Annotated in this window: 20 protein-coding genes, 1 tRNA gene and 2 pseudogenes; 11 read left to right on the forward strand and 12 right to left on the reverse strand. The window is 45.0% G+C overall.

From position 1 onward, the window contains the following. Positions 1–159 precede the first annotated feature (159 nt). Positions 160–663 carry a DNA recombination-mediator protein A gene (locus tag AC5JR3_RS06800; RefSeq protein ID WP_495844302.1) on the reverse strand — a complete coding sequence of 168 codons (504 nt, stop codon included), beginning with the start codon at positions 661–663 and terminating at the stop codon, positions 160–162. A gap of 163 nt (positions 664–826) precedes the next feature. On the opposite strand from AC5JR3_RS06800, the gene AC5JR3_RS06805 reads away from it, so the two are divergent. From AC5JR3_RS06805 to AC5JR3_RS06820, 4 genes are all read left to right on the forward strand, one after another. Further along, positions 827–900: transfer RNA gene (locus AC5JR3_RS06805), tRNA-Val, on the forward strand. A 67-nt stretch (positions 901–967) separates the two neighbouring features. Beyond that, positions 968–2605, forward strand: a complete 1638-nt coding sequence (locus AC5JR3_RS06810; RefSeq protein ID WP_495844304.1) for a hypothetical protein — start codon at positions 968–970, stop codon at positions 2603–2605. Further along, positions 2602–2778 (forward strand): hypothetical protein, encoded by a 177-nt coding sequence (locus AC5JR3_RS06815; RefSeq protein WP_495844306.1) that lies wholly within the window; start codon positions 2602–2604, stop codon positions 2776–2778. Before AC5JR3_RS06810 ends, AC5JR3_RS06815 begins: the two co-directional genes overlap by 4 nt. Before the next feature lie 19 nt (positions 2779–2797). Further along, positions 2798–2998, forward strand: a complete 201-nt coding sequence (locus tag AC5JR3_RS06820; protein ID WP_495844308.1) for a hypothetical protein — start codon at positions 2798–2800, stop codon at positions 2996–2998. A gap of 238 nt (positions 2999–3236) precedes the next feature. On the opposite strand, the gene AC5JR3_RS06825 is transcribed toward AC5JR3_RS06820, so the two are convergent. Further along, positions 3237–4952 carry an NAD(P)H-quinone oxidoreductase subunit 4 gene (locus tag AC5JR3_RS06825; RefSeq protein WP_495844310.1) on the reverse strand — a complete coding sequence of 572 codons (1716 nt, stop codon included), beginning with the start codon at positions 4950–4952 and terminating at the stop codon, positions 3237–3239. A 306-nt stretch (positions 4953–5258) separates the two neighbouring features. Here AC5JR3_RS06825 and AC5JR3_RS06830 point away from each other — a divergent pair. The 3 genes and pseudogenes from AC5JR3_RS06830 to AC5JR3_RS06840 all read left to right on the forward strand — a co-directional run bounded on the left by AC5JR3_RS06830 (position 5259) and on the right by AC5JR3_RS06840 (position 7897). Further along, positions 5259–5409: pseudogene (locus AC5JR3_RS06830) on the forward strand (type II toxin-antitoxin system HicA family toxin). A gap of 65 nt (positions 5410–5474) precedes the next feature. Continuing rightward, complete coding sequence (locus AC5JR3_RS06835) at positions 5475–6908, forward strand: ATP-binding protein (RefSeq protein ID WP_495844312.1); 1434 nt, start codon at positions 5475–5477, stop codon at positions 6906–6908. Beyond that, positions 6905–7897, forward strand: a complete 993-nt coding sequence (locus tag AC5JR3_RS06840) for an O-methyltransferase (protein ID WP_495844314.1) — start codon at positions 6905–6907, stop codon at positions 7895–7897. The genes AC5JR3_RS06835 and AC5JR3_RS06840 overlap by 4 nt, the downstream gene beginning before the upstream one ends. Before the next feature lie 269 nt (positions 7898–8166). On the opposite strand, the gene AC5JR3_RS06845 is transcribed toward AC5JR3_RS06840, so the two are convergent. Then, positions 8167–12411, reverse strand: coding sequence for a non-ribosomal peptide synthetase (locus AC5JR3_RS06845; RefSeq protein WP_495844316.1), 4245 nt, complete (start codon positions 12409–12411; stop codon positions 8167–8169). A 344-nt stretch (positions 12412–12755) separates the two neighbouring features. On the opposite strand from AC5JR3_RS06845, the gene AC5JR3_RS06850 reads away from it, so the two are divergent. Beyond that, positions 12756–12911, forward strand: a complete 156-nt coding sequence (locus AC5JR3_RS06850) for a hypothetical protein (RefSeq protein ID WP_495844317.1) — start codon at positions 12756–12758, stop codon at positions 12909–12911. Here the strand turns inward: AC5JR3_RS06850 and AC5JR3_RS06855 are convergent. After that, positions 12891–14216: a glycosyltransferase gene (locus tag AC5JR3_RS06855; protein WP_495844319.1), complete on the reverse strand. Its 1326-nt coding sequence runs from the start codon at positions 14214–14216 to the stop codon at positions 12891–12893. The two genes, AC5JR3_RS06850 and AC5JR3_RS06855, sit on opposite strands and share 21 nt — an antisense overlap. A 493-nt stretch (positions 14217–14709) precedes the next feature. Here AC5JR3_RS06855 and hisIE point away from each other — a divergent pair, with 493 nt between their 5' ends. After that, entirely contained in the window at positions 14710–15360 is a 651-nt protein-coding gene (gene hisIE, locus AC5JR3_RS06860; RefSeq protein WP_495844321.1) for a bifunctional phosphoribosyl-AMP cyclohydrolase/phosphoribosyl-ATP diphosphatase HisIE, read from the forward strand. Positions 15361–15445: 85 nt separating this feature from the next. Here hisIE and AC5JR3_RS06865 read toward each other — a convergent pair whose 3' ends face one another. The 6 genes from AC5JR3_RS06865 to AC5JR3_RS06890 all read right to left on the reverse strand — a co-directional run bounded on the left by AC5JR3_RS06865 (position 15446) and on the right by AC5JR3_RS06890 (position 19987). Further along, positions 15446–16306 carry a manganese catalase gene (locus tag AC5JR3_RS06865; protein ID WP_495844323.1) on the reverse strand — a complete coding sequence of 287 codons (861 nt, stop codon included), beginning with the start codon at positions 16304–16306 and terminating at the stop codon, positions 15446–15448. 318 nt (positions 16307–16624) lie between these two features. Then, a complete protein-coding gene (locus tag AC5JR3_RS06870) occupies positions 16625–16966 on the reverse strand; it encodes a cupin domain-containing protein (protein WP_495844325.1) in 342 nt (113 codons plus the stop codon). Between the two features lie 153 nt (positions 16967–17119). Next, complete coding sequence (locus AC5JR3_RS06875) at positions 17120–17503, reverse strand: hypothetical protein (RefSeq protein WP_495844327.1); 384 nt, start codon at positions 17501–17503, stop codon at positions 17120–17122. Positions 17504–17585: 82 nt separating this feature from the next. Continuing rightward, on the reverse strand, positions 17586–18014 hold the full coding sequence (locus AC5JR3_RS06880) for a hypothetical protein (protein WP_495844329.1): 429 nt from the start codon (positions 18012–18014) through the stop codon (positions 17586–17588). 95 nt (positions 18015–18109) lie between these two features. Beyond that, positions 18110–18811 carry an SRPBCC family protein gene (locus AC5JR3_RS06885; RefSeq protein ID WP_495844331.1) on the reverse strand — a complete coding sequence of 234 codons (702 nt, stop codon included), beginning with the start codon at positions 18809–18811 and terminating at the stop codon, positions 18110–18112. 300 nt (positions 18812–19111) lie between these two features. After that, positions 19112–19987: an SDR family NAD(P)-dependent oxidoreductase gene (locus tag AC5JR3_RS06890; RefSeq protein ID WP_495844332.1), complete on the reverse strand. Its 876-nt coding sequence runs from the start codon at positions 19985–19987 to the stop codon at positions 19112–19114. 266 nt (positions 19988–20253) lie between these two features. Between AC5JR3_RS06890 and AC5JR3_RS06895 the strand changes: the two genes are divergently transcribed. Beyond that, complete coding sequence (locus AC5JR3_RS06895; protein ID WP_495844334.1) at positions 20254–20730, forward strand: orange carotenoid protein N-terminal domain-containing protein; 477 nt, start codon at positions 20254–20256, stop codon at positions 20728–20730. A 348-nt stretch (positions 20731–21078) separates the two neighbouring features. Here AC5JR3_RS06895 and AC5JR3_RS06900 read toward each other — a convergent pair whose 3' ends face one another. Continuing rightward, entirely contained in the window at positions 21079–21657 is a 579-nt protein-coding gene (locus tag AC5JR3_RS06900; protein ID WP_495844749.1) for an HD domain-containing protein, read from the reverse strand. 121 nt (positions 21658–21778) lie between these two features. On the opposite strand from AC5JR3_RS06900, the gene AC5JR3_RS06905 reads away from it, so the two are divergent. Further along, positions 21779–21994 (forward strand): hypothetical protein, encoded by a 216-nt coding sequence (locus tag AC5JR3_RS06905; protein ID WP_495844335.1) that lies wholly within the window; start codon positions 21779–21781, stop codon positions 21992–21994. 338 nt (positions 21995–22332) lie between these two features. On the opposite strand, the pseudogene AC5JR3_RS06910 reads toward AC5JR3_RS06905, so the two are convergent. Then, positions 22333–22524, reverse strand: a pseudogene (locus AC5JR3_RS06910) (winged helix-turn-helix domain-containing protein); the annotation flags it as partial. Positions 22525–22730: the final 206 nt, after the last annotated feature.

The following is a 22730-nucleotide window of genomic DNA, read 5'->3' on the forward strand; positions in this document are numbered from 1 at the left end:
TGCTACTACAAAGGTCGTAGACGCTTTAAATAAGTTTTACCTACCCAACTCCTCACCCACACTCATAGAGACTTAGCCCACGACGAGGAAGGGCAGATAAAGCGAGACAGCAATAGCAATAGAGTTAAGCAAAATTGCGATCGCTGACAAATTTCTCGCCTAGTCGAAGTAGAACAGTGTCACCACCTTGCGTTGGTCTTCTGCGTCCTCGCAGCTTTTGAGCAGTGTATGGCTGTCGTGAAACGCAAAACAAATTAATTGTTGGCAGCGAGATACAATCTCTTGGTTGCACAGAGCACTTGCTTCTGCTAAGGAGAGATTGTCGTTTTCCGGCTTTTCCACCAGATGTATCACCTGCTGTAATTGCTCTCGCGATTCTCTAGGCTGGCGTTCCAGACTCTGGGGCAAAATCACCGTCAGCAAGCTAGGATCTGCCCGCATGGCTCCCCGGATGGCGGCAGAATTGGTGCCAGTTGCACCAGATGTAAGAAGACGATTACCACCTAAAACTAAGGCATAGCTCATCATCTCGATCAGATGCTGATGAGTAATCGGAACATGGCGCGATCCCAAAAGGGCAATTCGCTTAGAACTCGTTTGCTGAATTGTGGCGAGTTCTTGCGCCAATACGTCGATATTGGAGATGTCTACTGATTGACTCAAAGACGCTTATCATCAAGCTGAACAACCCCGATATTTTAGCAGACACAGTTACCTCTAAAATGCCGATGGCCTTTTTTTGCTGGGGCAGAAATGAGAGAAAAAGCGATCGCGCTTTAAAGCTTGCACTTTTAGCAAGAAACCTGTTATATTTGTAGACCGTTACGGACGCATAGCTCAGTTGGTTAGAGCACCACGTTGACATCGTGGGGGTCACTGGTTCGAGTCCAGTTGTGTCCATTTTTCAAAATTACAGTCACTTAAGGAACTCTAAGGACGCAGGAAAAGCCGATTGAGCTATATCTGAATGACAGAAGAATCAAGAGAGCTATCACACGCGCTATTTGCTCAGGAACGTGAATACATTAAGGATCGTCTTGGCGATGAGACCTGGATAAAAGTTTATCATTACTCTCAAAATGTACAAGATACTAAATTTTTTTACTCCGGATTAATTCCTAACGAATGTGTTCCTGAAGCCCTACAAACTACAAATTGGGAAGTAGATATCAGCAGCGGATTTCCAGGTTGTGTCAGATTTGGAAATGGTACCGTTGAGTACAGTAGGTTTGGTATTGCAGATGCAGAACCCCTAGTATTTATTCGAGATTATGTTGGGTTTAGGGAAAGCCATCCTGAAATATCTGAAGAATTTCGATTTTTTCATAACCTTTACCATGAGCCAAGGAAAAATGAGTTTTTGAAATTTGATGAATCTGGAGAAGAAGAAACTATTATTCGCTTTCAAAACGAGACAATCTTGATTCGTCTAAAGCAAATTCGGCAATTTATTGCCATTAAAAATGCACATCTTGCATTACTTTTTGATTATATTCGTTACTCTAACCTAGATATTTCTACTGTGCCAGAAGACCAACGAAGAGGTGAATATAACGATGAGCAGACAATTTATCAATTTGGAGTAACTGAAACATCTAGTTATAGTAACTACAGCACTGTATCGTATCTTCATGGCAAGAAGTTGCTTCTTCCATACCCTAAGTCGAAAAGTGGAGTTTGGCCTTATAGTGAAGATGAAACGGAAATATATGAGGAATTCCAGATAGGTGAAACTCCTGATGGTGATCCTATTACTTTCACCTGCAATGGGAATAAATTAGCTAATAATTTTGGCGCGAATCCTGATGCACCCCACTATCTCACACCAGTTTATTTCAAGCGTGATGTGCTTCAAAAATACTATAACGACCCTGAGCGTTTTTCAGTGGAAGATTCGTATCTAAGATGTGGTGTGAGCTGGGGACTTCGCATGGATAACAACCATGAAAATGTGGTTATAGTCTATCTAGGCGATTTAGGTCGCGATCTTCCCGCTAAAGAGCGAGCATACTGGAAAGTTTTTAATATCACTCCAAAAGGGTCACTAAGTACGACAAAGTATATGCGAGATTTTCTTGGTGTACCTTTTGATCCTCAAGGGAAAGATTTAAATTTTAAGCAAAGATATAAGCAATTAAATCAAAAATGGAAAGCTAAGTATGGTTGGTCTTTATTTCGCGAACTCTCATCTGAAGATTCTCATTTCTTCCAAAATCTTCGGGTTCCACTGAATAATAGTCAATCAGAATTCGACTTGCAAATTCTCACACTAGCTAAAGTTCTCATAGATGCTTTGAATGAGAACGAAATTGGAAAAAATATTTCATCTATTCCTGATCCTCCAAGAGGTATAGCAAAATTTGCTGTTTTCCTTGAGGAGAAGAATTTTGTTGATTGCCAGGAGGGATTAGCTCTGCTTCGAGATATTCAAAATATTCGTTCGTCTGGTGTTGCTCACCTAAAAGGTAGTAATTATTCAAAACTGGTCAAGAGGCTTCAGCTATCGGAAAAAGAGCTACAAAGAGTCTTCTGCGACTTGCTTGAGCAATCTGCTAAGTTTTTGGAGAAGTTGTCGAGTGATATTGAGCAGCAATCAACTGTATGAGCTACCTAACAACACAATACAACGGACGGCTGGTTCGAGGATCGGTGTTACGGCAAAGGTTATCTGCCGCCGCTGATTTTAGCCGTTATCAAGAAAAACACCTTACTCAAAAAGCTTTCGGGATCTTAAACCTCGCCCCAATCCTGGGACACTTCGACAGCAACCTCAATTGAGGCTTTTCACACCCTACCATTGACTGAAATTGCAACTCCATCCGATGACAGGGCAACTCGGCAGAAGGAGAAGCGATCGCTCATTCATTCCCTCCCAACTTTGACCGCATCGCTTGCCATGTCTGAATCTGCTGCTGTAATTGTTGGATGCGATCGCCTTCCACCGATTTTAGACACAGAGATTACTACTACTGTACGGCGACAAACTGCTGTACATTAACTAATTATTTGTCACTGACAATAGTTACTGATAACAAATTAGTGAAGGTATAAGTAAAAATTGGGCTGCCAATTAAGCCCCTGAGAGAATCAGCGTTTAACGAACTACAGAGGTAAAGGCGATCGCAATTGAGCCGATAAGCGCAGCCAAAAAATCACTTTGGTAGCTGATAACCCTCTCGGTAGGAGCAAAATGCCTCTACAGCCGGCTACCAAAGGATTGATTACTCATGCGGCGCTTACCTGGAATAAGGCTCTACCATTCCCAAAACGGGCGTTACTTCCGACTCAGCAACCTTAGGAACTGAGAATCCTCCCGCATAAATCTGGGGATTCATGGCTGCGATTTGGGTATAAGATTGGCGAACCTGAGCATTGACTGCAACAGTTTTTGCATCGTACATTTGCATACCCATATTCGGGTATACGCCAAGACCGATAATCAACACCAGAAAGCAAGCGGCAATAAACACTTCACGAGGTCTGGCATCGACAAATGCTGCATCTATCGGCAAGCTACAGTTTGTACCAAAGCAAACCGGCTCCTGATTTCCCTGATTCTGCAAATCTGTATCCGTAATATCGCAGGTAGGTGCAATGTCGCAGGTAGGGACTTCACCAGAATTGTAAAATACCTGTCGCAGCATCGAAAGTAGATAAATCGGGGTCAGAATGACACCCACGGCGGCTAGAAAGACGGTCACGGTGCGGAAAGTTGAGCTGTAGATATCGCTTGTCGTTACACCGATGAAAACCGACAGTTCGCTAGCAAAGCCACTCATTCCCGGCAGCGCCAACGATGCCATCACACCCATTGTAAACAGGGCAAACACAGTCGGCATTGCCTGAGCAATTCCGCCCATTTCTTTCATGGACATCGTGTGAGTGCGGTCGTAAGTCACTCCAGCTAAAAAGAATAGTAATGAGGCAATCAAACCGTGAGAAATCATTTGCAGCATTGCGCCGTTGACTCCCAAGTCGGTAAAGGACGCAATCCCCAATAGGACAAATCCCATGTGAGAAACCGAGGAATAGGCGAGGCGACGCTTCATATTCGTCTGGGCAAAAGAGTTAAACGCACCGTAGATAATATTGACAACGCCTAGAATCGCTAATACAGGTGCAAAGTAAACGTGTGCATCAGAAAGAAGTCCTAAATTGAGGCGAATCAACCCGTATCCGCCCATCTTCAGCAGTACACCTGCCAATACCATCGATACGGGAGAAGATGCCTCGCCGTGTGCATCCGGTAGCCAGGTGTGCAAGGGGAAAACCGCTAGTTTGACACCAAAGGCAATTAGCAATCCTGCATAAAGCAGCAGTTCTAAAGTAAGGGGGTAATCCTTTAAGCCGAGTTCGACCATATCGAAGGTCAGATTGTCGCCGTAGAATGCCATTCCCAGACCAGCGACCAAAATAAAAATAGAAGCGGCGGCGGTATATAGTAAGAACTTCATCGCGGCGTACTGACGCTTCTGTCCACCCCAAATCGAAACGAGTAGGTAGACGGGAATTAGTTCTACTTCCCACATAATGAACAGCAGCAGCACGTCTTGGGCGACGAATACCCCTACCTGTGCGGAATACAGCACCAGCATCAGGAAATAGAACAGGTGGGGTTTGAGATTGACTTGCCACGCCGCAAACATGGAGAGTGTTGTCACTAATCCTGCCAGAAGCACAAGCGGGGCTGAAACTCCATCGAGGGAAACTGCCCAGTTCAAGCCTAACTGAGGCAGCCAGGTATATTTCTCTACAAGTTGAAAAGTAGCGCTCGTTGGATCGTAATGCTTCCAAAAGACGTAGCACATCAATACAAAGTCTGCGACCCCCACGCCGAGTGCATACCAGCGCACGCGCTTGCCGTCTTTGTCCGGCAGAAAAGGGATCAGCAGTGCAGCAACGAGTGGGAGCAGGACAATCGCGCTAAGCCAGGGAAATTGAGCCGCTATCATGGCATTAGGAAAAAATACTTATTTGTCTATGTGATTATCTTATTAAACTTTGTAAACATTTATTCATAAATATTTCTTGTAGATCACTATAAACGGATCTATAGGTATAGGTTAAGAACCTTAAGCGTATGGTAAACGGCGGCAGCAGATTCAAGGCGATCGCTCTTTTCTCGTGGAGTCTAACTTGGAAGATGCGATCGCCTGCACTCCATCCTAATCTCACAAATTGCTGCTTTTGTCAAGTACGTTAGGGACGCGATCACATTTTGGCAGGATAAAAGGGTGCAATGGTGCTAGAGGCTCAGCATGAAAGTTAGGGACGTGATTAAGCTAATAGAACAGGATGGCTGATAATCTGGCAAGAACTAGGGGCAGTCATCGCCAGTTCAAGCATCCAACCAAGTCCGGTTTAATCACAATCGTAAGTAAACCCTCTGAGTTCGATTGGAAGAGCTGATCTCGTCTCTAGTGGAATTGAGGTAGTTTTTCAATTACTGAATAAAAATCAGTGAAGGATTAGACATGACGTTACCTAACGAGCGAAAGCGACCAGATGAACTAAACGCATCACCTACAAAAAGCTTTTTTGTAGAGATGCTTACTCGCGACATTGAACTTGAAGATGCAATTCTTGATCTTTTAGATAATTGTATTGATGGAATACAACGAACTATTAAAGATAATCATCCTTCCGAGAAGCCGTATAAAAATTTTTGGGCAAAACTAACCTTCTCAAACGAAAGTTTCATAATTGAGGATAATTGCGGTGGTATACCACTAGAGGTGGCTAGAAGCTATGCTTTTAGGATGGGAAGACCTAATAATAATGTCGATAATGACGTTTATACGATCGGGACTTATGGCATTGGAATGAAAAGAGCAATCTTCAAAATGGGAGGCTCAAGCGAAGTAACATCGCAAACAAACACTGATTCTTTTAAAGTTACTATTCATCCTGAATGGTTAACTAATGATAAGGATTGGAACTTGCCATTTAAACTAATTGAATCTACTTTAAATCACAATGGGACGTTAATCAAAATATCTGATTTACATCCTAGTATTATTAAGGCATTTTCTTCACAGCAATCTACGCTAAGTAATTCTCTCGTACATAAAATTTCTCATCATTACAGTTATATCCTTCACAAAGGTTTCACAGTCTGGATCAATGAAGTAAAAGTTACTCCCAAGCCTTTAGATCTTCTCTGGGATGGTGTTGAGCAGATGGACAAATCAAGTACTATTGCTCCCTACCTTTATGAATTAGATAAAGATGGAGTTGAAATTAAACTGGCAATTGGTTTTTATAGAGCTACGGCTAGTGAAGAGGAAGTGAATGATGAGATGGTAGGTAATAGGAGAAGTAGTGAAGCAGCAGGTTGGACTATTGTCTGCAATGATCGTGTCGTACTCTATTGCGATAAAACTCGTTTGACTGGCTGGGGAGAGGAGAAAGTTCCTAGTTATCATCCTCAATTTATTGCAATTTCAGGGGTTGTATACTTTCGCAGTAAAGAGGCGAGAAAATTGCCAATTACGACTACTAAAAGAGGTATAGATTCATCCTCTGATATCTATTTGTATGTCAAGGACTTTATGCGAGAAGGGCTTAAATTATTTACGTCGTATACTAACAAGTGGAAAACAAATATTGTTGAAGAAAAGGCAAGAGTAGAGAAAGCCCAGCTTGTTGACCCCAATAAACTTTTTCAAGAGATTCCAAGTCAAGAGTGGATAAAAGTTAGACATAGAAGTCATGAAAGAAAGTATGTTCCTTCTCTACCTATGCCACAAATCCAAAATAGTAAATCCAATACAAAAAGTATAAAATTTTCCAGACATGAAAAAGAGATCGCAATAGTTGCTGAGTACTTATTTGAAGACTCTGAGCGTGAACCTTCAGAGGTTGGTAATGAATGCTTTGAAAAAATCTTGAGAGAGGCTAGACAATGAGTGGGGCATCAATTCCTTATCATTTACGACCTAACAAAGCAATTGATAGGTATGCATTTTTGGAGTTACTATCAAAAATAGATAAGTATTCAGATTGTGATGTTTTTCATTACAAATATATAGGCTTTGGTGGGCATTCTTTGGAGGACTTCAAATATATTCATTCTCGATTTGGAATAGGCAATATGATCTCTATAGAAGAAGATACAGAAGTCTACAATAGGCAGAAATTTAACCAGCCTCACAACTGTATTGATTGTATTCAGCAATCTAGCGACGACTTTATAAACGAATTTCAAAGAACAGATCCAACTATCATTTGGCTAGATTACGTTAGACCATCTGACCTACGAAAGCAGATTGAGGAATTCCAGGCTACTATTAACAAGCTAGAGCCACTCGATATTATTAAAATAACTGTCAATTCTCATCCAGCCTCTTATGTTGCATCTCATAAAGGAATGAATTCCTTTGAGCTGCAAGCTTCGAGAATCAATAAATTGAACACAATGTTAGGAGATATTTTTCCTTTGGCTGATGTAACAGCAAACATGATGACAGAAAAGAGGTTTCCAGAGGCACTTTGTCTTGTTCTAAAGTATGCGGCTAACTTAGCAATGGTAGGAAAATCTGATATTTATTTTCAACCTCTAAGTGCTTTTTCATATGCAGATGGACAACAAATGCTTACAGTGACAGGCATCCTACTTGAGAGCGCTAAAAATCAAGAATTTCTTAATCAAACAAATATAGATAAATGGGAACTTAGTAATATAGATTGGAAAGAGCCGCGACGAATCAACGTACCGGATTTAACAATTAAGGAACGATTGCACATTGATTCGCGTTTGCCAAACTCTAAAGCAAAGGAAATTCAAGATGAGTTAGGTTTTTTATTTAATTCCAAGGAAAATATATCGCTTGAAATGTTGGAAACTTATATTTTGTTTTATCGTCAATCACCATATTTTTCAAGAATACTTGTTTAATAAACTAAAGAAATAAACACATACCTAAAATTTCACTATATCTGCAAAGCTTGTAAAACATCGTTGACAGTCTCTCTTTATCCACAAAACTGAAACCATAAATCTTTCTTGCAACCTAAGCGTATCGTTCTTGCTACCTCTAACAGTGAAAGTGCGGCAAACGTTGACTCGCTTCCAGGTTATTATTTAGAGAATATCTCTAAACTTACACATATTGGTCGCACGTCGAAGGCAAGTTGGAACAATGCCTATCTCGCTAAGGTTTTGGCTCAATAAGATGTGTTTGCCCTAGTATTAGTTCCCTTCTCCAGACATCGCCTCAACTGTTCGCCAAGCACCTGAACATGGGGTTTCTTCAAAATAGTCAGGTGATTACCAGCAACCAGATGAACGTCTACCTCCTTCATCGTTAGCTGACTCCATCCCAGAGTTGGGTCGCCATCAGTCCCGCTCACCTGAGTGGTTGCCCTCAGGAGAGTAATTTTGCCCTGATAAATTTGCGGCACATAGCTGAGAGTTGCTTGGCTATTAGCCTGAAAAACAGGAAACAGCGGGCGAATGGAACGTTCGCGTAATATCTGCCGTTTTTGTGATTGAGGAATGAGGCTAGATAAAGCCGCCCGTCCCCAGAGGGACTGCCATGAGCGATTAATTCCCATCCGTTGAAAAACGCGCCGGAATAGGGGAAAACCAAAGGCATTGCGCCAGCCAAACCGATCCCCTTGAGCCGCATCGCTTTGAGGCTGATTAGGAGTAGTCAATAGATAAAAATAATCTAGGACAAAAGGCCATATAGACTGCCCCACTGTAGTGATCAAAAACTTGCAACCCGCCCACAAAGAAGGTTTATTCCCAGAGACGGGTGCCAGAGTATCAAGCACAGCTAGTAGAGCCACTTGCTGCCCTTGCCTTTGCAATTGTTGCGCCATCTCAAAAGCAACCAAACCCCCAAAAGACCACCCCCCAAGAGAGTAGGGCCCCTCCGGCTGCACTGCCCGCAATGCCTTAATGTAGTAAGCCGCCATATCCTCGACACGGTTTAAGGGAGGGTGTTTTCCATCAATGCCGAGGGGTTGCAACCCGTAAAAAGGTTGGTCTGCCCCCAAATGAGCCGCCAATTCATAATAGGGAAAGACAACCCCAAAGATGGGATGGACGCAGAAAAAAGGTAGATTTGAACCAGCAGGCTGAATAGGAACTAATGGCGACCAAGGCAGATCGGTTTCTGAGCTGAGAGTGCTAGCTAAGGCTGCAACCGTGGGATTCAAGAACAGCGTAGACAGTGGCAACTCCTGCTGAAACTGCTGGTGTATTTGCTCCACCAAGCGTACAGCCAGCAGTGAATCTCCTCCCAAGTCGAAGAAGTTGTCATCAATCCCCACCCGCTCTAGGTGAAGGACTTCCGCCCAAATTTTTGCCAATGTTAACTGTGTGGGAGTCCGAGGAGCAATAAAAACTTTTTCCCTCGGTTGCTGAAGCCAGTCAGGTGCAGGTAAAGCACGACGGTCTACTTTGCCATTAGGGGTTAGCGGTAGCGACTCCAATACCACAAAAGCTGAGGGCACCATGTACTCAGGGAGCTTCTCTTTTAAAAATTGTCGCAGTGCAGGGGCAAATCCTGGCGTTCCTAGCATTAATGATGTCTCCTGGGAGGGAACCACATAAGCCACTAAGCGCTGAGTACCAGGTACGTCTTCTCTAGCAACGATCGCCGTCTCCCGCACTGCCAAATGCTGACTCAGCACTGCTTCAATCTCTCCCAACTCAATGCGGAAGCCGCGAATCTTGACTTGATCGTCCATGCGACCTAAAAACTCGATATTGCCATCTGGTCGATAACGAGCCAAGTCACCCGTCTTATAAAGACGGTTTGCAGAATCAAGTCTTAGCTCCCAGGGGGGCGTATTCCAGGAAGTCTGAAGTAAATTTTCTGCTTCATCCGGTTGACCTTTGACTTCTGCCTTTCTCAAAGGATTAGGAATAAAGCGTTCAGCCGTTAACTCCGGGCGGTTGAGATAACCTCGCGCTAGTCCATCGCCGCCAATGTACAATTCGCCCCTAATTCCAATCGGTACAGGCTGTAGCTGGGCATCTAATATATAGACTTGCGTGTTAGCAATAGGGTGACCAATGACTGGCTTAGTGCTGTTCTCTGGGATTTCTGCAACCATTGACCAGATAGTTGCTTCAGTTGGCCCGTAGGCGTTGAAAAACTGACGATTAGCTGCCCAACGCCTTACTATGTCTGGGGAACAGGATTCTCCGGCGGCGATAATGGTCTGTAGTGCAGGAAGTTCGGCTGTTGGTAAAACTGTGAGTACAGCAGGCGGGAGCGTCACATGGGTAATTGCCTTGTCCCGCAACAGCTCGATCAGGGATTGTCCGGGCAGAAGGGATGCTTTTTTGGCTAAATAGAGTGTTGCTCCTGTCAAAAGTGCCATGACGATCTCGAAGATTGAGGCATCAAAACTTAAGGAGGCGAATTGCAGAACGCGCTTACCAGGGCTGAGGTTGAAGATTTCAATTTGGGCTTTTGCTAAGTTGCACAACCCTCGATGCTGAATCTGAACGCCTTTCGGTTTTCCTGTGGAGCCAGAGGTGTAGATGACATAGGCTAGGTTATCGGCGGTGACGCGGCTGGTGGGGTTCTGCTGATTGGGTTGAGCGATCGCAGTTATGCCCCGCAAAAAGGGTTCTCGAAGAGTAGAACCGATCATCTCCGCGTCTTTGTCCAAGCAAACTATAGTCCCTCCCTGTTGGAGATCTCCCCAACCTTGAAAAAGTGCAGCATTCAGGGAATCAGTTAGCAAGATGGATACTTGAGCGTCCTCCAACATAAAGTTAAGGCGTTCTTGGGGATAGGTAGGATCTAAGGGCAAATATCCTCCACCCGCTTTGAGGATGCCCAACAGTCCTACAATCATTTCCACAGAACGATCTAGGCAGATACCGACGAGAACTTCGGGAACTACCCCAAGTTTTTGCAAGTAATGAGCGAGTTGGTTGGCTCGGATATTCAGTTGGGAATAGGTGAGTTGTTTGTCTTCAAAGACTAAAGCGATCGCCTCAGGTGTCTGCTCTACCTGGGCTGCAAACAACTGATGAAAGCACTGCTCCTGGGGGTAATCTCGGCGGGTGTGATTCCACTCCACTAGTAGTTGATGCTGTTCCCTTACTGTTAACAGCGGCAATTCACCGATGCACTGCTCTGGACTAGTGACAATACCTTGCAGCAGGGTGTTGTAATGTCCCAGCATCCGGGTAATGGTAGCCTCATCAAATAAATCGCTGCTGTATACTACCTGTCCTCTAAGACCTTCCGGCGATTCCCACAAGTGGAACTCTAGATCAAGCTTGGCACTAGGGTTGTCAACGTCCATCTGCGACAGGGTAAGCCCAGGCAATTTTAGTGCCTCAATTGGCGTGTTTTGGAGGCTGAACGCCACCTGGAATAAGGGGTGGTGGCTGAGAGTGCGTTCTGGATGCAGTTCCTCTACCAGCTTCTCAAAGGGTAAGTCCTGATGGGCATAAGCTTCTAGCGCTACCTCCCGGACTCTGCCCAGCAGTTCCAGAAATGGGGGATTGCCTGATAAGTTGGTACGCAGCACCAGGCTATTGACAAAAAAGCCAATTAACCCCTCTATTTCCCGGCGGTTGCGATTGGCAATGGGTAAACCCACGACAATATCTGTCTGCTGTGTGTAGCGGTAGAGTAATGTTTGGAATGCCGCTAGGAGGGTCATGAACAGAGTCACCCCTTGGCGCTGCGAGAGTGCTTCTAGTCGCTGGCTTAGGCTTTTCGGCAACTCTAGAAATTGCGTCGTCCCTCGGTAGGTGGGAGTCGCTGGGTGAGGTCGGTCAGTGGGTAAATCCAGCCGGGGGAGATTTTCTAGTTGCTGCTTCCAGTACCCTAAGTGATCCTCTAAAACCTCACCCTGTAGCCATTGGCGTTGCCAGTGGGCAAAGTCGGCATATTGGATAGGTAGTTCCGCTAAAGGCGATCGCTTATTATTGGCAAAGGCGGTGTACAGCGCTCCTAGTTCCTGAATGAGTACGCCAATAGACCAACCATCGCAGACAATGTGGTGCAGATTCAGCAAGATTACCTGTTCTGAAGCGGCTAGCTGTAGCAGCATCACTCGTAGTAACGGTTCCTGAGACAAATCGAAAGGACGCGATCGCTCCTCGATAGCCAGCCGTCGAGTTTCAGCTTCCTGTTCAATTGCTGAGGCACTCCGCAAATCTACCACTGACAGGGGTAGGGTTAAAGTCGGGGCGATGACTTGGACAGGTTCCCCCTCAAGCATCCTAAACGTGGTACGCAAAGCTTCATGGCGACGCACAATTTCGTTGAACGTCTCCTCCAGCGCCGCCGCGTTGAGCACACCTGTCAGGCGAAGGGCGGCGGACACATTGTAGAAAGTATTGCCTGGAAACAACTGGTCGAGAAACCATAGCCGCTGCTGGGCAAACGATGCCGGAAAAACAAAAACCTCTGATCCCTCAGTTTTCATCTTTTTCCCCCTGGATACCTCGTCCATGCTTGGCAGAACCCATAGACGATCCAGCAAGATTGTATAGCAGCTTGGGTTGCACTCAAATTTGGTTGCAGAGATTGAATCATTTAAGCGTTGACGATGAGGACATGGTATCGCTGAACCCTAGTCACTGTCAGCGTTTACACGTCACCAATTAGAAGTCTCTTTAAAAGAAGGTACAATGAACCGATGCTAAACCTGGCTTATACCTACTGCTGTTGCAACAGGTATTGAGAAGAAAGAAGTAGGTTTGTAGCCAAACTAGCCCAAGTGGTGAAACGGACTTCGGGTTGGTATGTAATTCCCTAAATCTAATCAAAATGTCATTTGCTGAATCTCATTCCCTTACCCAAGCCATTCCCCTTGATGACATTCGCTACAACGAGCAAGGATTGGTGCCAGCGATCGCACACACCACAATTAGATGCACCCTGAAACCAATGATGGTAATGACTTTAGCGGCTGATGGGCTTTGAGCGTCTCGTTGCGGTGGCGGACACTTCTTGTGGAGGAGTTCCGACTTTTGCTGGCGCTGATTCATCTAAGGCTTCTAGAAGCAGATCTTTCACTTGCTTAACATTTCTCGTTGTCGAAAACATTTGTCTGACCTTAGCTCGTCCTGCCTGCTGGAGTTGCTGCAACAATTCTGGCTGGGTAATTAAGGTTTCGAGTTCTTTGGCTAAAGCCTGAGGATTTTTCTGCGGTACCAAAATACCCGTCACGCGGTGATCGATCAGTTCAGCAATGGCGGAGATATTTGTAGAAATGACAGGTGTTTTCATTGCCATCGCTTCTATCAAAACATTAGGAATGCCATCGCGATCGCCATCTTCCGCCACTCGACAGGCAAGCACAAAAATATCCGCTTGGCGATACAGCTCAACTAACTCATCCTGAGTTAATTGTCCCACCAGCGTCACCACATCATCTAAGCCAAATTTTGTAATAAGCTGTTCAATTTGGTCTTGCAAAGAACCATAGCCTACAATTTCGCACTGAAATTGATGACCGTTTTGTTTTAGCAAATGACAGGCTTTAAGTAAATCGGGAAATCCTTTTTTCTCACAAAATCTCCCAATGCTAAGAATTAAAGGCATTTCATTTTTTACCGGTTCTGTCATTAGACTTGGTTGAAAACGGTTCAAATTTAAACCATGATAAGCTAGATGTACTGAGGAACTATTTCCGGAGATGTCTTGTAAATATTTCTGGTTATATTTTGTACAAGTCAAGACAAATTTTGCTTCATTAATACGCCGTGCGAGAGTCTCTGGTGGAGAGAGATAGATGTCTTTTGCGTGGGCAGTGAAGCTATAAGGAATCTCACAAAAACGATAGGCAACTTCTGCTAAAGAAGCAGGTATATCCGCAAAGTGAGCGTGGAGGTGGGATATTCCTGCTTTTTTTAGGTCTAGTGCAAGATATCCAGCTTGTAAAAAGTCATTGGCGTGGATACTTTTGATTTCTGATCGAGATCGGTGAAACCGGAAAGTATTAATATAGCGCTTGGGATTTTGCAAAAAGAGTTTCAGATGTGCCCATAGTAAACGAGCCGCGTCTTTAAATATAAACTTTGGGTGTAATGAAGGGATGTAAGTAACCTTTGCTTTTACTTTTTTAACGTCGAGATGAATCTTTTTGTCAATGGAATGGCGTAGAGAAAATATCTGTAAAGATAATCCTTGATTTTCTAGTTCTAAAATCTCATTGAGAATAAACGTTTCTGAAAGTTTAGGATAGCCAAGCAGTAGATAGCCTATCTTTTTCGTGGAATTATTCATGAGATATAAGAATAGTGTGGTAATGTTGCTGGTTTTGAGCAGCAGATTTAACCTGATAACGAGGCAAGCAAAGAAATATTAAGATGTCCTGGCTAACTATATTGATTAAATAATTAGCGGGGTGTATCTGTCACAAGATAGAATTACTATATCTACAAATAGGGGTACGGACACAGGCGAAGCTTGGAGTTAATCTGAATTAAATTTAAACGAATTGATAAAAATTACAAGGAGTCAAGGCAAAAGAAGTATTTAGCAAAAATGACATAAGTAAAGGTTAATCTTTACGAGCGATTCAGTTAAAGAATGCTTAAGGTTTGCTAATAAAATCAAACGCGATCGCCTTGAAGCCCCACCCTCACAACAGTTACAACGTTCTGGGTTCGTCCTTCTCCTAGGTGGGAGAGCGAAATGAATTAGTGCGGATGGTCAATAGTGCTTTACCATACAAATTGGTAACTGCCCCAACTCTGTGCAACGCGTTGTAAACCTAATGTCACTTGCTGAAACTCCTTCCCTTAGCCAAGCCATTCCCCTTGATGACATTCGCTACAACGAGCAAGGATTGGTGCCTGCGATCGCGCAAGACTATCTTGATGGCACCGTCTTGATGATGGCTTGGATGAATCAAGAATCCCTGCAAAAGACTCTCACTACCGGGGAAGTTTGGTATTGGAGTCGCTCGCGCGGTGAATTGTGGCATAAAGGCGCAACCTCCGGTCATATTCAGAAAGTGCAATCGCTACGTTATGACTGTGACAGCGATGCCTTACTGATCGGCATTGAACAAATCGGTGATATTGCTTGCCACACAGGAGAACGGAGCTGTTTTCACCAAGTCGATGGCACCAAGGCACCACCCCCGGCTGATACCCTGTCTCAGGTGTTCGAGGTAATTTGCGATCGCCGGGACAACCCCACTGACACCTCCTACACCTGCAAACTATTGGCTGGGGGGGACAACAAGATTCTTAAAAAGATTGGGGAAGAGTCAGCAGAAGTCGTGATGGCTTGTAAGGATGATGACAAAGACGCGATCGCTGGAGAAGTTGCAGACTTGCTCTATCACAGCCTAGTGGCTCTAGCTCACCACAACGTTGATATTCGTGATGTCTACCGCAAACTACAAGCACGTCGTCGTTAAACAAAAGGCGATCGCCTTTTGAGAGCAGTTAACTCTTAATAGCGATCGCCTCACTGCAAAAATGCTAGTCTTCTACCCAAAAGCCTTAGCCACGATGTTTGGGTGTCGCGTGCAGTATCGGATTCGGTTGAGGGAGATTGGGTTCCGTTCCCTGCGGTTCAGGATTCTCTACATACTCAAATTGCCCCTTACCATCCGGGCTTGACCCTTTTGCCCAACGTCCTTCCGAGCTTTCTGTACCTTCCGACAAGTTCCAGAACTGGTAGCTCGCTTCTTGCTTCTCCTGGGACTGCGGGAAAGAACTAGGAACAGGTAAATCCTCCAGCCCGTCGCTCTTCAGTTCCTCAATTGCTGCCAGCCACTGGTTTTGGTGCATCGTATCGCGGGCGATCAAGTAACTCAGAGTATCTTTTACTCCCGGATCATCTGACATCTCATACAGCCGTACTGCCTGCAATCGTCCTTGTGCCTCAGCTTGGACATTGGAGAGGAAGTCAGCCATCAAGTTACCGCTAGCGGTGACATAGCGACCATTCCAGGGATATCCGGCACTGTCAGCGGGCAACGCTCCCCCAGCGGAGACAATGGCGTGCTGTGGGTTCATGGTCTCCATAATTACATGTTCGGCTTTCATGCCGCCCATGATCCCTTCAACGATTGGATCTTTAGCCGCTGCTTCTTGTTCTGATACAGGTGCCTTTTCCAGAAGGTGGGCAATCAGCGTCCCCAGGATTTCGATGTGCCCGATTTCCTCAGTCCCGATGTCCAGCATCATGTCTTTGTACTTTGCGGGGCCCCGACAGTTCCAGCCTTGAAATAGATACTGCATCATGACGGTCATCTCGCCATAGGGGCCACCAATCAGCTCTTGAAGCTTTTTGGCATAGACCGCATTCGGCTGTTCTGGAGCAGTGAAATACTGCATCCTTTTTTTGTGATAAAACATTTGAAAAAGTTTCCTGAATTCTGTAAATTTATCGGTTTATAAGGTAATAAATGCCTTTTCTAAAACCGACTACATCTTGACACTTAAATTATTGTGTCAATTGGTTTCCAAGGTATCGAGTCCGATGTTTTTCGTGCCTCAATCTTTAGTGGTATAAAAGTTAAAATATGTTGAGAAATAAAAAGTTTACACTTTAGTTATGTATAGAAATATACCTAAAAATAAAAAACGAAGCATTCGTCATTGGCTCAATAATTTAACCAATGAATGCTTCGCCCTAAAAGCGTGATGTCAACCTAAATTAACTTTTAAATTAGCTTAACCGTTGTCTCGTCCGTGGACTTCAGCCGGAGGACTGGTTGCTTCAACCGCTGTGAACGATTCTAGGATTTTGTAGCTGTGAGAAGCGCCCTTTGGGACTAGCCAAGAATCTCCAGATTCCAGCAAAATCATTTGTCCTTCTAGGTGCAACTCGGCGCGACCACTAATTACATAGCCAACAGTTTCATAATCCCGTGTTGCCGCTTCTTTCCCTTCATTAGGTTCCTGATTTTCCCACAGGCGCATGGAAACAGTTTTGCCAGAGACAAGGTACTTTTGTCCCATCTCACCATGAGGTGAAACTTCGGCACTCACTTTTTTGACAGTTGTATCATTCATATATTTTCCTCTTGTTGTCTAAAAAATTTGATAATGCCCCCATCCGTATCTTGTCAGCAGAGGCATAGATACTACTAACCGCTCCCCTAGCAGCTAAACCCTTTAAAACATTAAGATGCACGGATGGGGAATTATCAAACGTCAAATATTGATCTAAGACGTGGCGTCTTCTACAGTCCGCTTTGTCCCGTCAAGTGTTTCTCTAACCTTTTCTTTAACTTGCTCGCCAAACACTTTTGTCCCTTCATAGACAGGTTCGTCAAGATTTAGCTTTTCGCGAACATTGTCCAAGGCATCTCCCAAGTCAGACTTTGGTTTTGCCTGATACTGATTGCTTGCACCCGCCGCCGAGTTATCTACCTGGTATTGGGTAGCTTCTGGCGTCATTGATGCCGCTTGTGCTTGCAGGTTGCTGCTAAAAGCCGCACCCACAAAGAAAGTAACTCCGGCTAAAAAAACAGTCAAAATCTGACGTAAGTGAACCACTTTAGCCATTGATAAACTGACTTGGCGCAGAAAGAGAATTATTGTGTTCATAAACCACCTTTAATGTCTAATTTTGAAATCTCAGGACAACGCCTAACGTTGCCCTGATTGCAATTGCAGCTCGTACTAAAAATTAATCAACGGCGTCTTGCACAGCTCGCTTGGTTCCTTCTACGGCTCTTTTAGCGTTGTCCACAACATTATCTTTATCTAAGTTGTCGGGATCGCCACCAAAGAAACCCTGACGAGCATTCAATCCTATAGTCTCAGGAATATTTTCGCCCAGTTTTTTAAGGTTCTTTAAGCCTGTATCACCAATGGGTCGCTCTTCACTATCACCCAGGTCTTCGGCTCTTTGTTGGACTCTTTTTATAGTGCCCTTATCTACATAGTCACTACCTGCGTAGCGATCGCCACCTGTGTACGCGCTTTGATCCGCCCGTGCATATAGGGATGGGCTGGCACTAAACGCAGGAACTACTAGAAAGGCGCTAACTGCTAATAAAACAGCGAAAATTTTGTGTAGGCGAATGCCTCTTAAAATAGAAATAATTCCACTCATTCTTTAATCCTCATTGATTGTTTTTGAAGTTTGCAGACAACAGTTTCTATGTTGTCTTTTTCTCCTTCAATTCTTTTACCAGAAAATAGTTAGTTTTAACGTCTTCCAGAAGGTTGACCTTCGATCGTCGCTATCTCTCCTGCTTCCATCAACATCTTGAAACGGCTTAACTCGTCTCCTAGTTGTTGTTCCGGATTTTCGCCAAAGAGAGTAGAAAGAGCTGCCGTCACAGCACCTCCTGGTAGGTTGTATTCCATCACCACTTTCATCTCGGTGCCTCGTCCCCCTGTTGCCGGCTGAAAGCGCACAAAACCAGAGTTATCAACATCCCCATCCTCTACAGATGCCCAGGCAATTAAATGGTTTTCTTGCTCCCGGATAATTTCCGCATCCCATTCCACACTGGCACCCAGAGGTGCATTGGCAATCCAGTGCGATCGCTTTGCATCGATTACCGTCACTGACTTGAGATGCTTCATGAAGCTGGGTAAATTCTCAAAGTTGTGCCAGAAGCTATAAAGCTCTGCGGGGGATCTGTTAATCGTCACCGTCTTTTCAACTTTGATGCTCTTGTTCAGCCCGACGGCATCTGGGATACTTTTTTGCCCAGCCGCACCGTGATAGACTAAGCCTCCACCAGCTACGGCAGTGAGTATCCCCCGTAAGGAACGCTGTTGGAGTCCGGTTAGTACCAACGCACCGCCACTAATCAATGATGCCCAACGTTCGGTATCACTGACTCCTGACGTTTCTTGACGATTGGCGCGATCGCTTAAGTTTTCTTCTCTTGATGTCATTAGTTATTTCCTTAAATCAGCATTTACTTTTCACTTCGTCACCGCTTAGAGTTCAGTTGCCAAGAATACTTCGCTCCCCCTTTTGGAAAAAGGGGCTAGGGGAATCGTTATTGTTCTTCCTTCCCCATCTTTATTAGGGGACAAGCACCCAAGGAGAACAGGACTCCTTAGTATGGATATCCCCTAGGTTCTTTTCTTCCCTCTTTAGAGTCAGTAGTGTTTTACTCTGGCTCTCCTAAAGGATGAAATAGGAATCTGGCTTGATCGTCAGTGGTTGCAGGTGCGAAGTTGAAACGCCACTTATTTAATGGTTTGCAGGTTTTTGTTTTCCAATCCTTCTTTGGAATGATCCAGACGGAGTTCGCCCTGGGGTGCTTTGCGGAATTCATCGGGGGTTTGTTGTCCGACTGCACCTTTGGCTACGGTGACACCGCCATCGGCTAGCCATAAAGCCCCGGTGACATAACTCGCTTCATCAGACGCAATGAAGGCATAAACATTTGCCATTTCTTCAGGAGTACCTCGTCGCGCCATAGGGGTGGCGTTAATCAGCATTTCTTCCATCTGCGCGTCCATGGGACCGTCTTCTTTGTGCGTCCAAGCGGTGTCGATTGCACCGGGACAGACGCAGTTAGCACGGACGCCATACTTGGCTTGCTCGACAGCAACTCCTTTCATAAAGGAGTGCATCCAGGCTTTGGTTCCGCCGTAGGGGGTGTTTTGCGCTAAACCGTTGAAGCCAGCTTCTGAACCCGCCGAGACGACGTTACCCCTAGTTTTTTGTAAGTGGGGGAGAGCATACTTGGTCATCAAAAATGCTGAACGCAGATTCATGCGGAGGGTTTGATCGAAGACTTCCAGGGGGTAGTCCTGAGTTTCTGCCGTGGCGAGGAAGACTCCGGCGTTGTTGATCAAAATGTCTAGCTTGCCGTATTCCGTAATCGCGGCTTGGACGCAAGCTTCAGCATGAGCGGCTTCTGAGACATCACCTGCATAGGCGATCGCTTCTGAGCCATATTCTTTGATCGCGGCGGCTACGTCTGCGACTGGATCGTCAGGAAGTCCACTGACAACAACCTTCGCGCCTTCCTTGGCAAATTTGTGCGCGATCGCTTCACCAATGCCAGCTCCAGCACCCGTTACAATCGCCACTTTCCCTTCTAAACGTCTACTCATGTCAAAATTCCTTTTAAATTAACTCCTCCTAACAACTCTTATGCAATTGCCGTTACTCACCTCTATCTTTAGCAGGGTTTAATTTTCTTCATGTTTTTTAATCTTTATGCCTTCTTGCAGGGGTACAGCTTCAATATTTTGTTCACCATGGACATTGGTTCGGAACCTGAATATCGACGAACTAAGTGGATTAATCAAACGTGTTTTAATTTCACCGCCAATAAAAAAAGTTTCTGAACCCTTGAAATCCATAGGAGTATGCATTTATGACATATCTAAAAGACAACCCTGACCAAGCCTTACAAGAATTCAAAAACCTGAACGTTGACGACCAACTCGCTCTACTTTGGTTCGTTTACACCGAAATGGGCAAATCCATCACCCCCGCCGCTCCTGGAGCTGCCGGAGATGAAATTGCCGAAGGACTGTTCAACCAAGTGAAGGAAAAGTCTCACGAGGAGCAGCTCCAACTTCAGCGTGACTTCCTCAACAACGCTGACAATACTATTTCCCGCGAATACGGCTCTTTAAGCGACAACACCAAGCTGCTGTTCTGGTACCGCTTGGCACAAGGCATGGAATCCACCACGATTGTCCCCATGCCCCCCGACTACCAACTGCAAGGTAAAGCCAAAGAACTGCTAGAAGCGCTAAAAGGTGCCGAGTTCGAGCAGCAAATAACCTTCCTCCGCAATAGCGTTACCTCCTCCGGTGCCAGCCCTCACGGTGGTTCAGAAATTTAGACTATTTCCGGGCAAACACTGCCTAGATATTAGCTAATACAGGTTTCTTAGGAGCAAAGATGTCGTCTTCGCTCCTAAGAAATTACTAGTATTGTGCCTTTCCAGTACTTCAAATATGGATCGGATAGCACGTTCGGCTTCTTCGCGGGAATTGTTAAGTTGAGCAACAGCTTGTACGTCTTTAACAAATTCGCCGTCTTTCCTGAATTGAATAAATAACCTCCGTCAATAAAGAAAGTGGTTTTCAAATCAGCAAAGAGCAGATCCGTCGAAGGAGTTCCGACTGAAATTAATCGGCTCACTAGCTAGGCAATCAGAGATCGATCAGCCTGTTGCCAATTCATCCCATCACTCTGCATCACAACTTGCAACTAGCTGTTCGAGTTCGGAAACGACTCGGCTTAACTCCTCGATTAATGGCGTAACTTCAACCCCAGAAAACGTGGTAACTAAAGAGCGGTAATACCAAAGAGTGCCGTCTTTACCACCTTTGAATCGTTCCCAGAGGGCGTCACCTAAAACCCGGTAATCTTTGAGAATAGAGCGGGAATTGTGCAGTTTATCGGCAGCCGAAACGAGCCGCACGGATACAGAAGCGGTGGGTATGTGGGCGATATAGTCTTCTTTGCATTGCCGCCAAGGGGGTTTAGGGTCAGTGTCGGCGTCGGTGCAGCCATCAACAATGGCAGTGACGGTGTCTCCAAAACGGCGGCGAATTTCTGTTCTCGTGGCGTCACCCCCTTGATCTTCAATGGCGTCGTGGAGAAGGGCGGCGATCGCTTCATCTTCATTGGCCCCATACTCTAAGGCAATGCTGGCAACTCCCAGCAGATGAGCAACATAAGGTACTCCGCTTCCTTTACGGATTTGCTCGGCATGTAATTGGGTGGCAAAGGTCAGAGCCTCGGTAAAGCGTTCTGAAAGCAGCATTTTAAATAATTACTCAAAAAGTTAGAAAGCATCGGACAGGGGTATCCAGTAAACTTAAGTCATTTACAGTTCTTCATCTATTTTCTACTCTTAAAACAGAGTTATTGAGGAAAAAACTATGTCTAATCTGGAAGTTCGCCTAGAAGTATTCCATCAGTTGCCCTTACGCGCTCAACTTGCTTTTGTTGCCGCTACACGCACCAATCCAACTTTGGGCAAAAATCAGGAATATATGGAAAGTTTGGAACGCATCCATGCTGAATGTTTGCGTTCGGCTACTCCGCAACAAAGAGCAGCCTACGATCAAGCTAGGGCAAATTTGTTGCAGTCTTAGATGAGACGCAGAGGGAGTAGGGGAGATTCAGCTCAACACCTTATCTAAACAATCTCACTTCACCAGCTCCGTGAATTCTCCCTTGCTTTGCCTTGGTATTGAGTTATACGCCGCACTTGTTACACCCCAATTGGTAAGAGGCTGTCTCTAAAGAATTGTAAATTCCTGGAGATCCCCCTCCCGTCCCCCTTAAAAAGGGGGAAGCTAGATGTTGCTTCGCCTTTGATATCACGGGGGACTTTCAAGAGATTTTGTTCCCCCCTTTTTAACCCTGGCTAGGGGGGATCTATCCAATCGTTAGGCAACCTAGCTAGTTAACATTACTTTAGAAGCAGCCTCTAAGACTCTGATTGGCGAAATCGATAGCCAACGCCGCGAATGCTTTCGATCCAACCCGCGCCACCGATGGAGTCAATTTTTTTACGAATACGTTGAACGCACACATCCACAACGTTGGTATTGGGATTGAAATCGTAGCCCCAGATGTGTTCCAGGATTTGCGTGCGGGTGAAGACTCGTCCAGGCGATCGCTCTTATGCGGTAAAACTCTCTTCAAGAGCGGTGTTATGCTGCCTTATTCGCTAGTATTACGAAATTTGAGTCTGTTTAATTGCTACTTACTAACAAAGAGCCAAATGAAAGAGTTAGACATCTGAGTGCGACATAATATCTTTGGTGATGGATAACTCTGGTATTCGGAATAATCTCCAGTAAAAATGACAGATAAGCTCCCCAA

The sequence above is a fragment of the Kastovskya adunca genome, assembly GCF_059505785.1.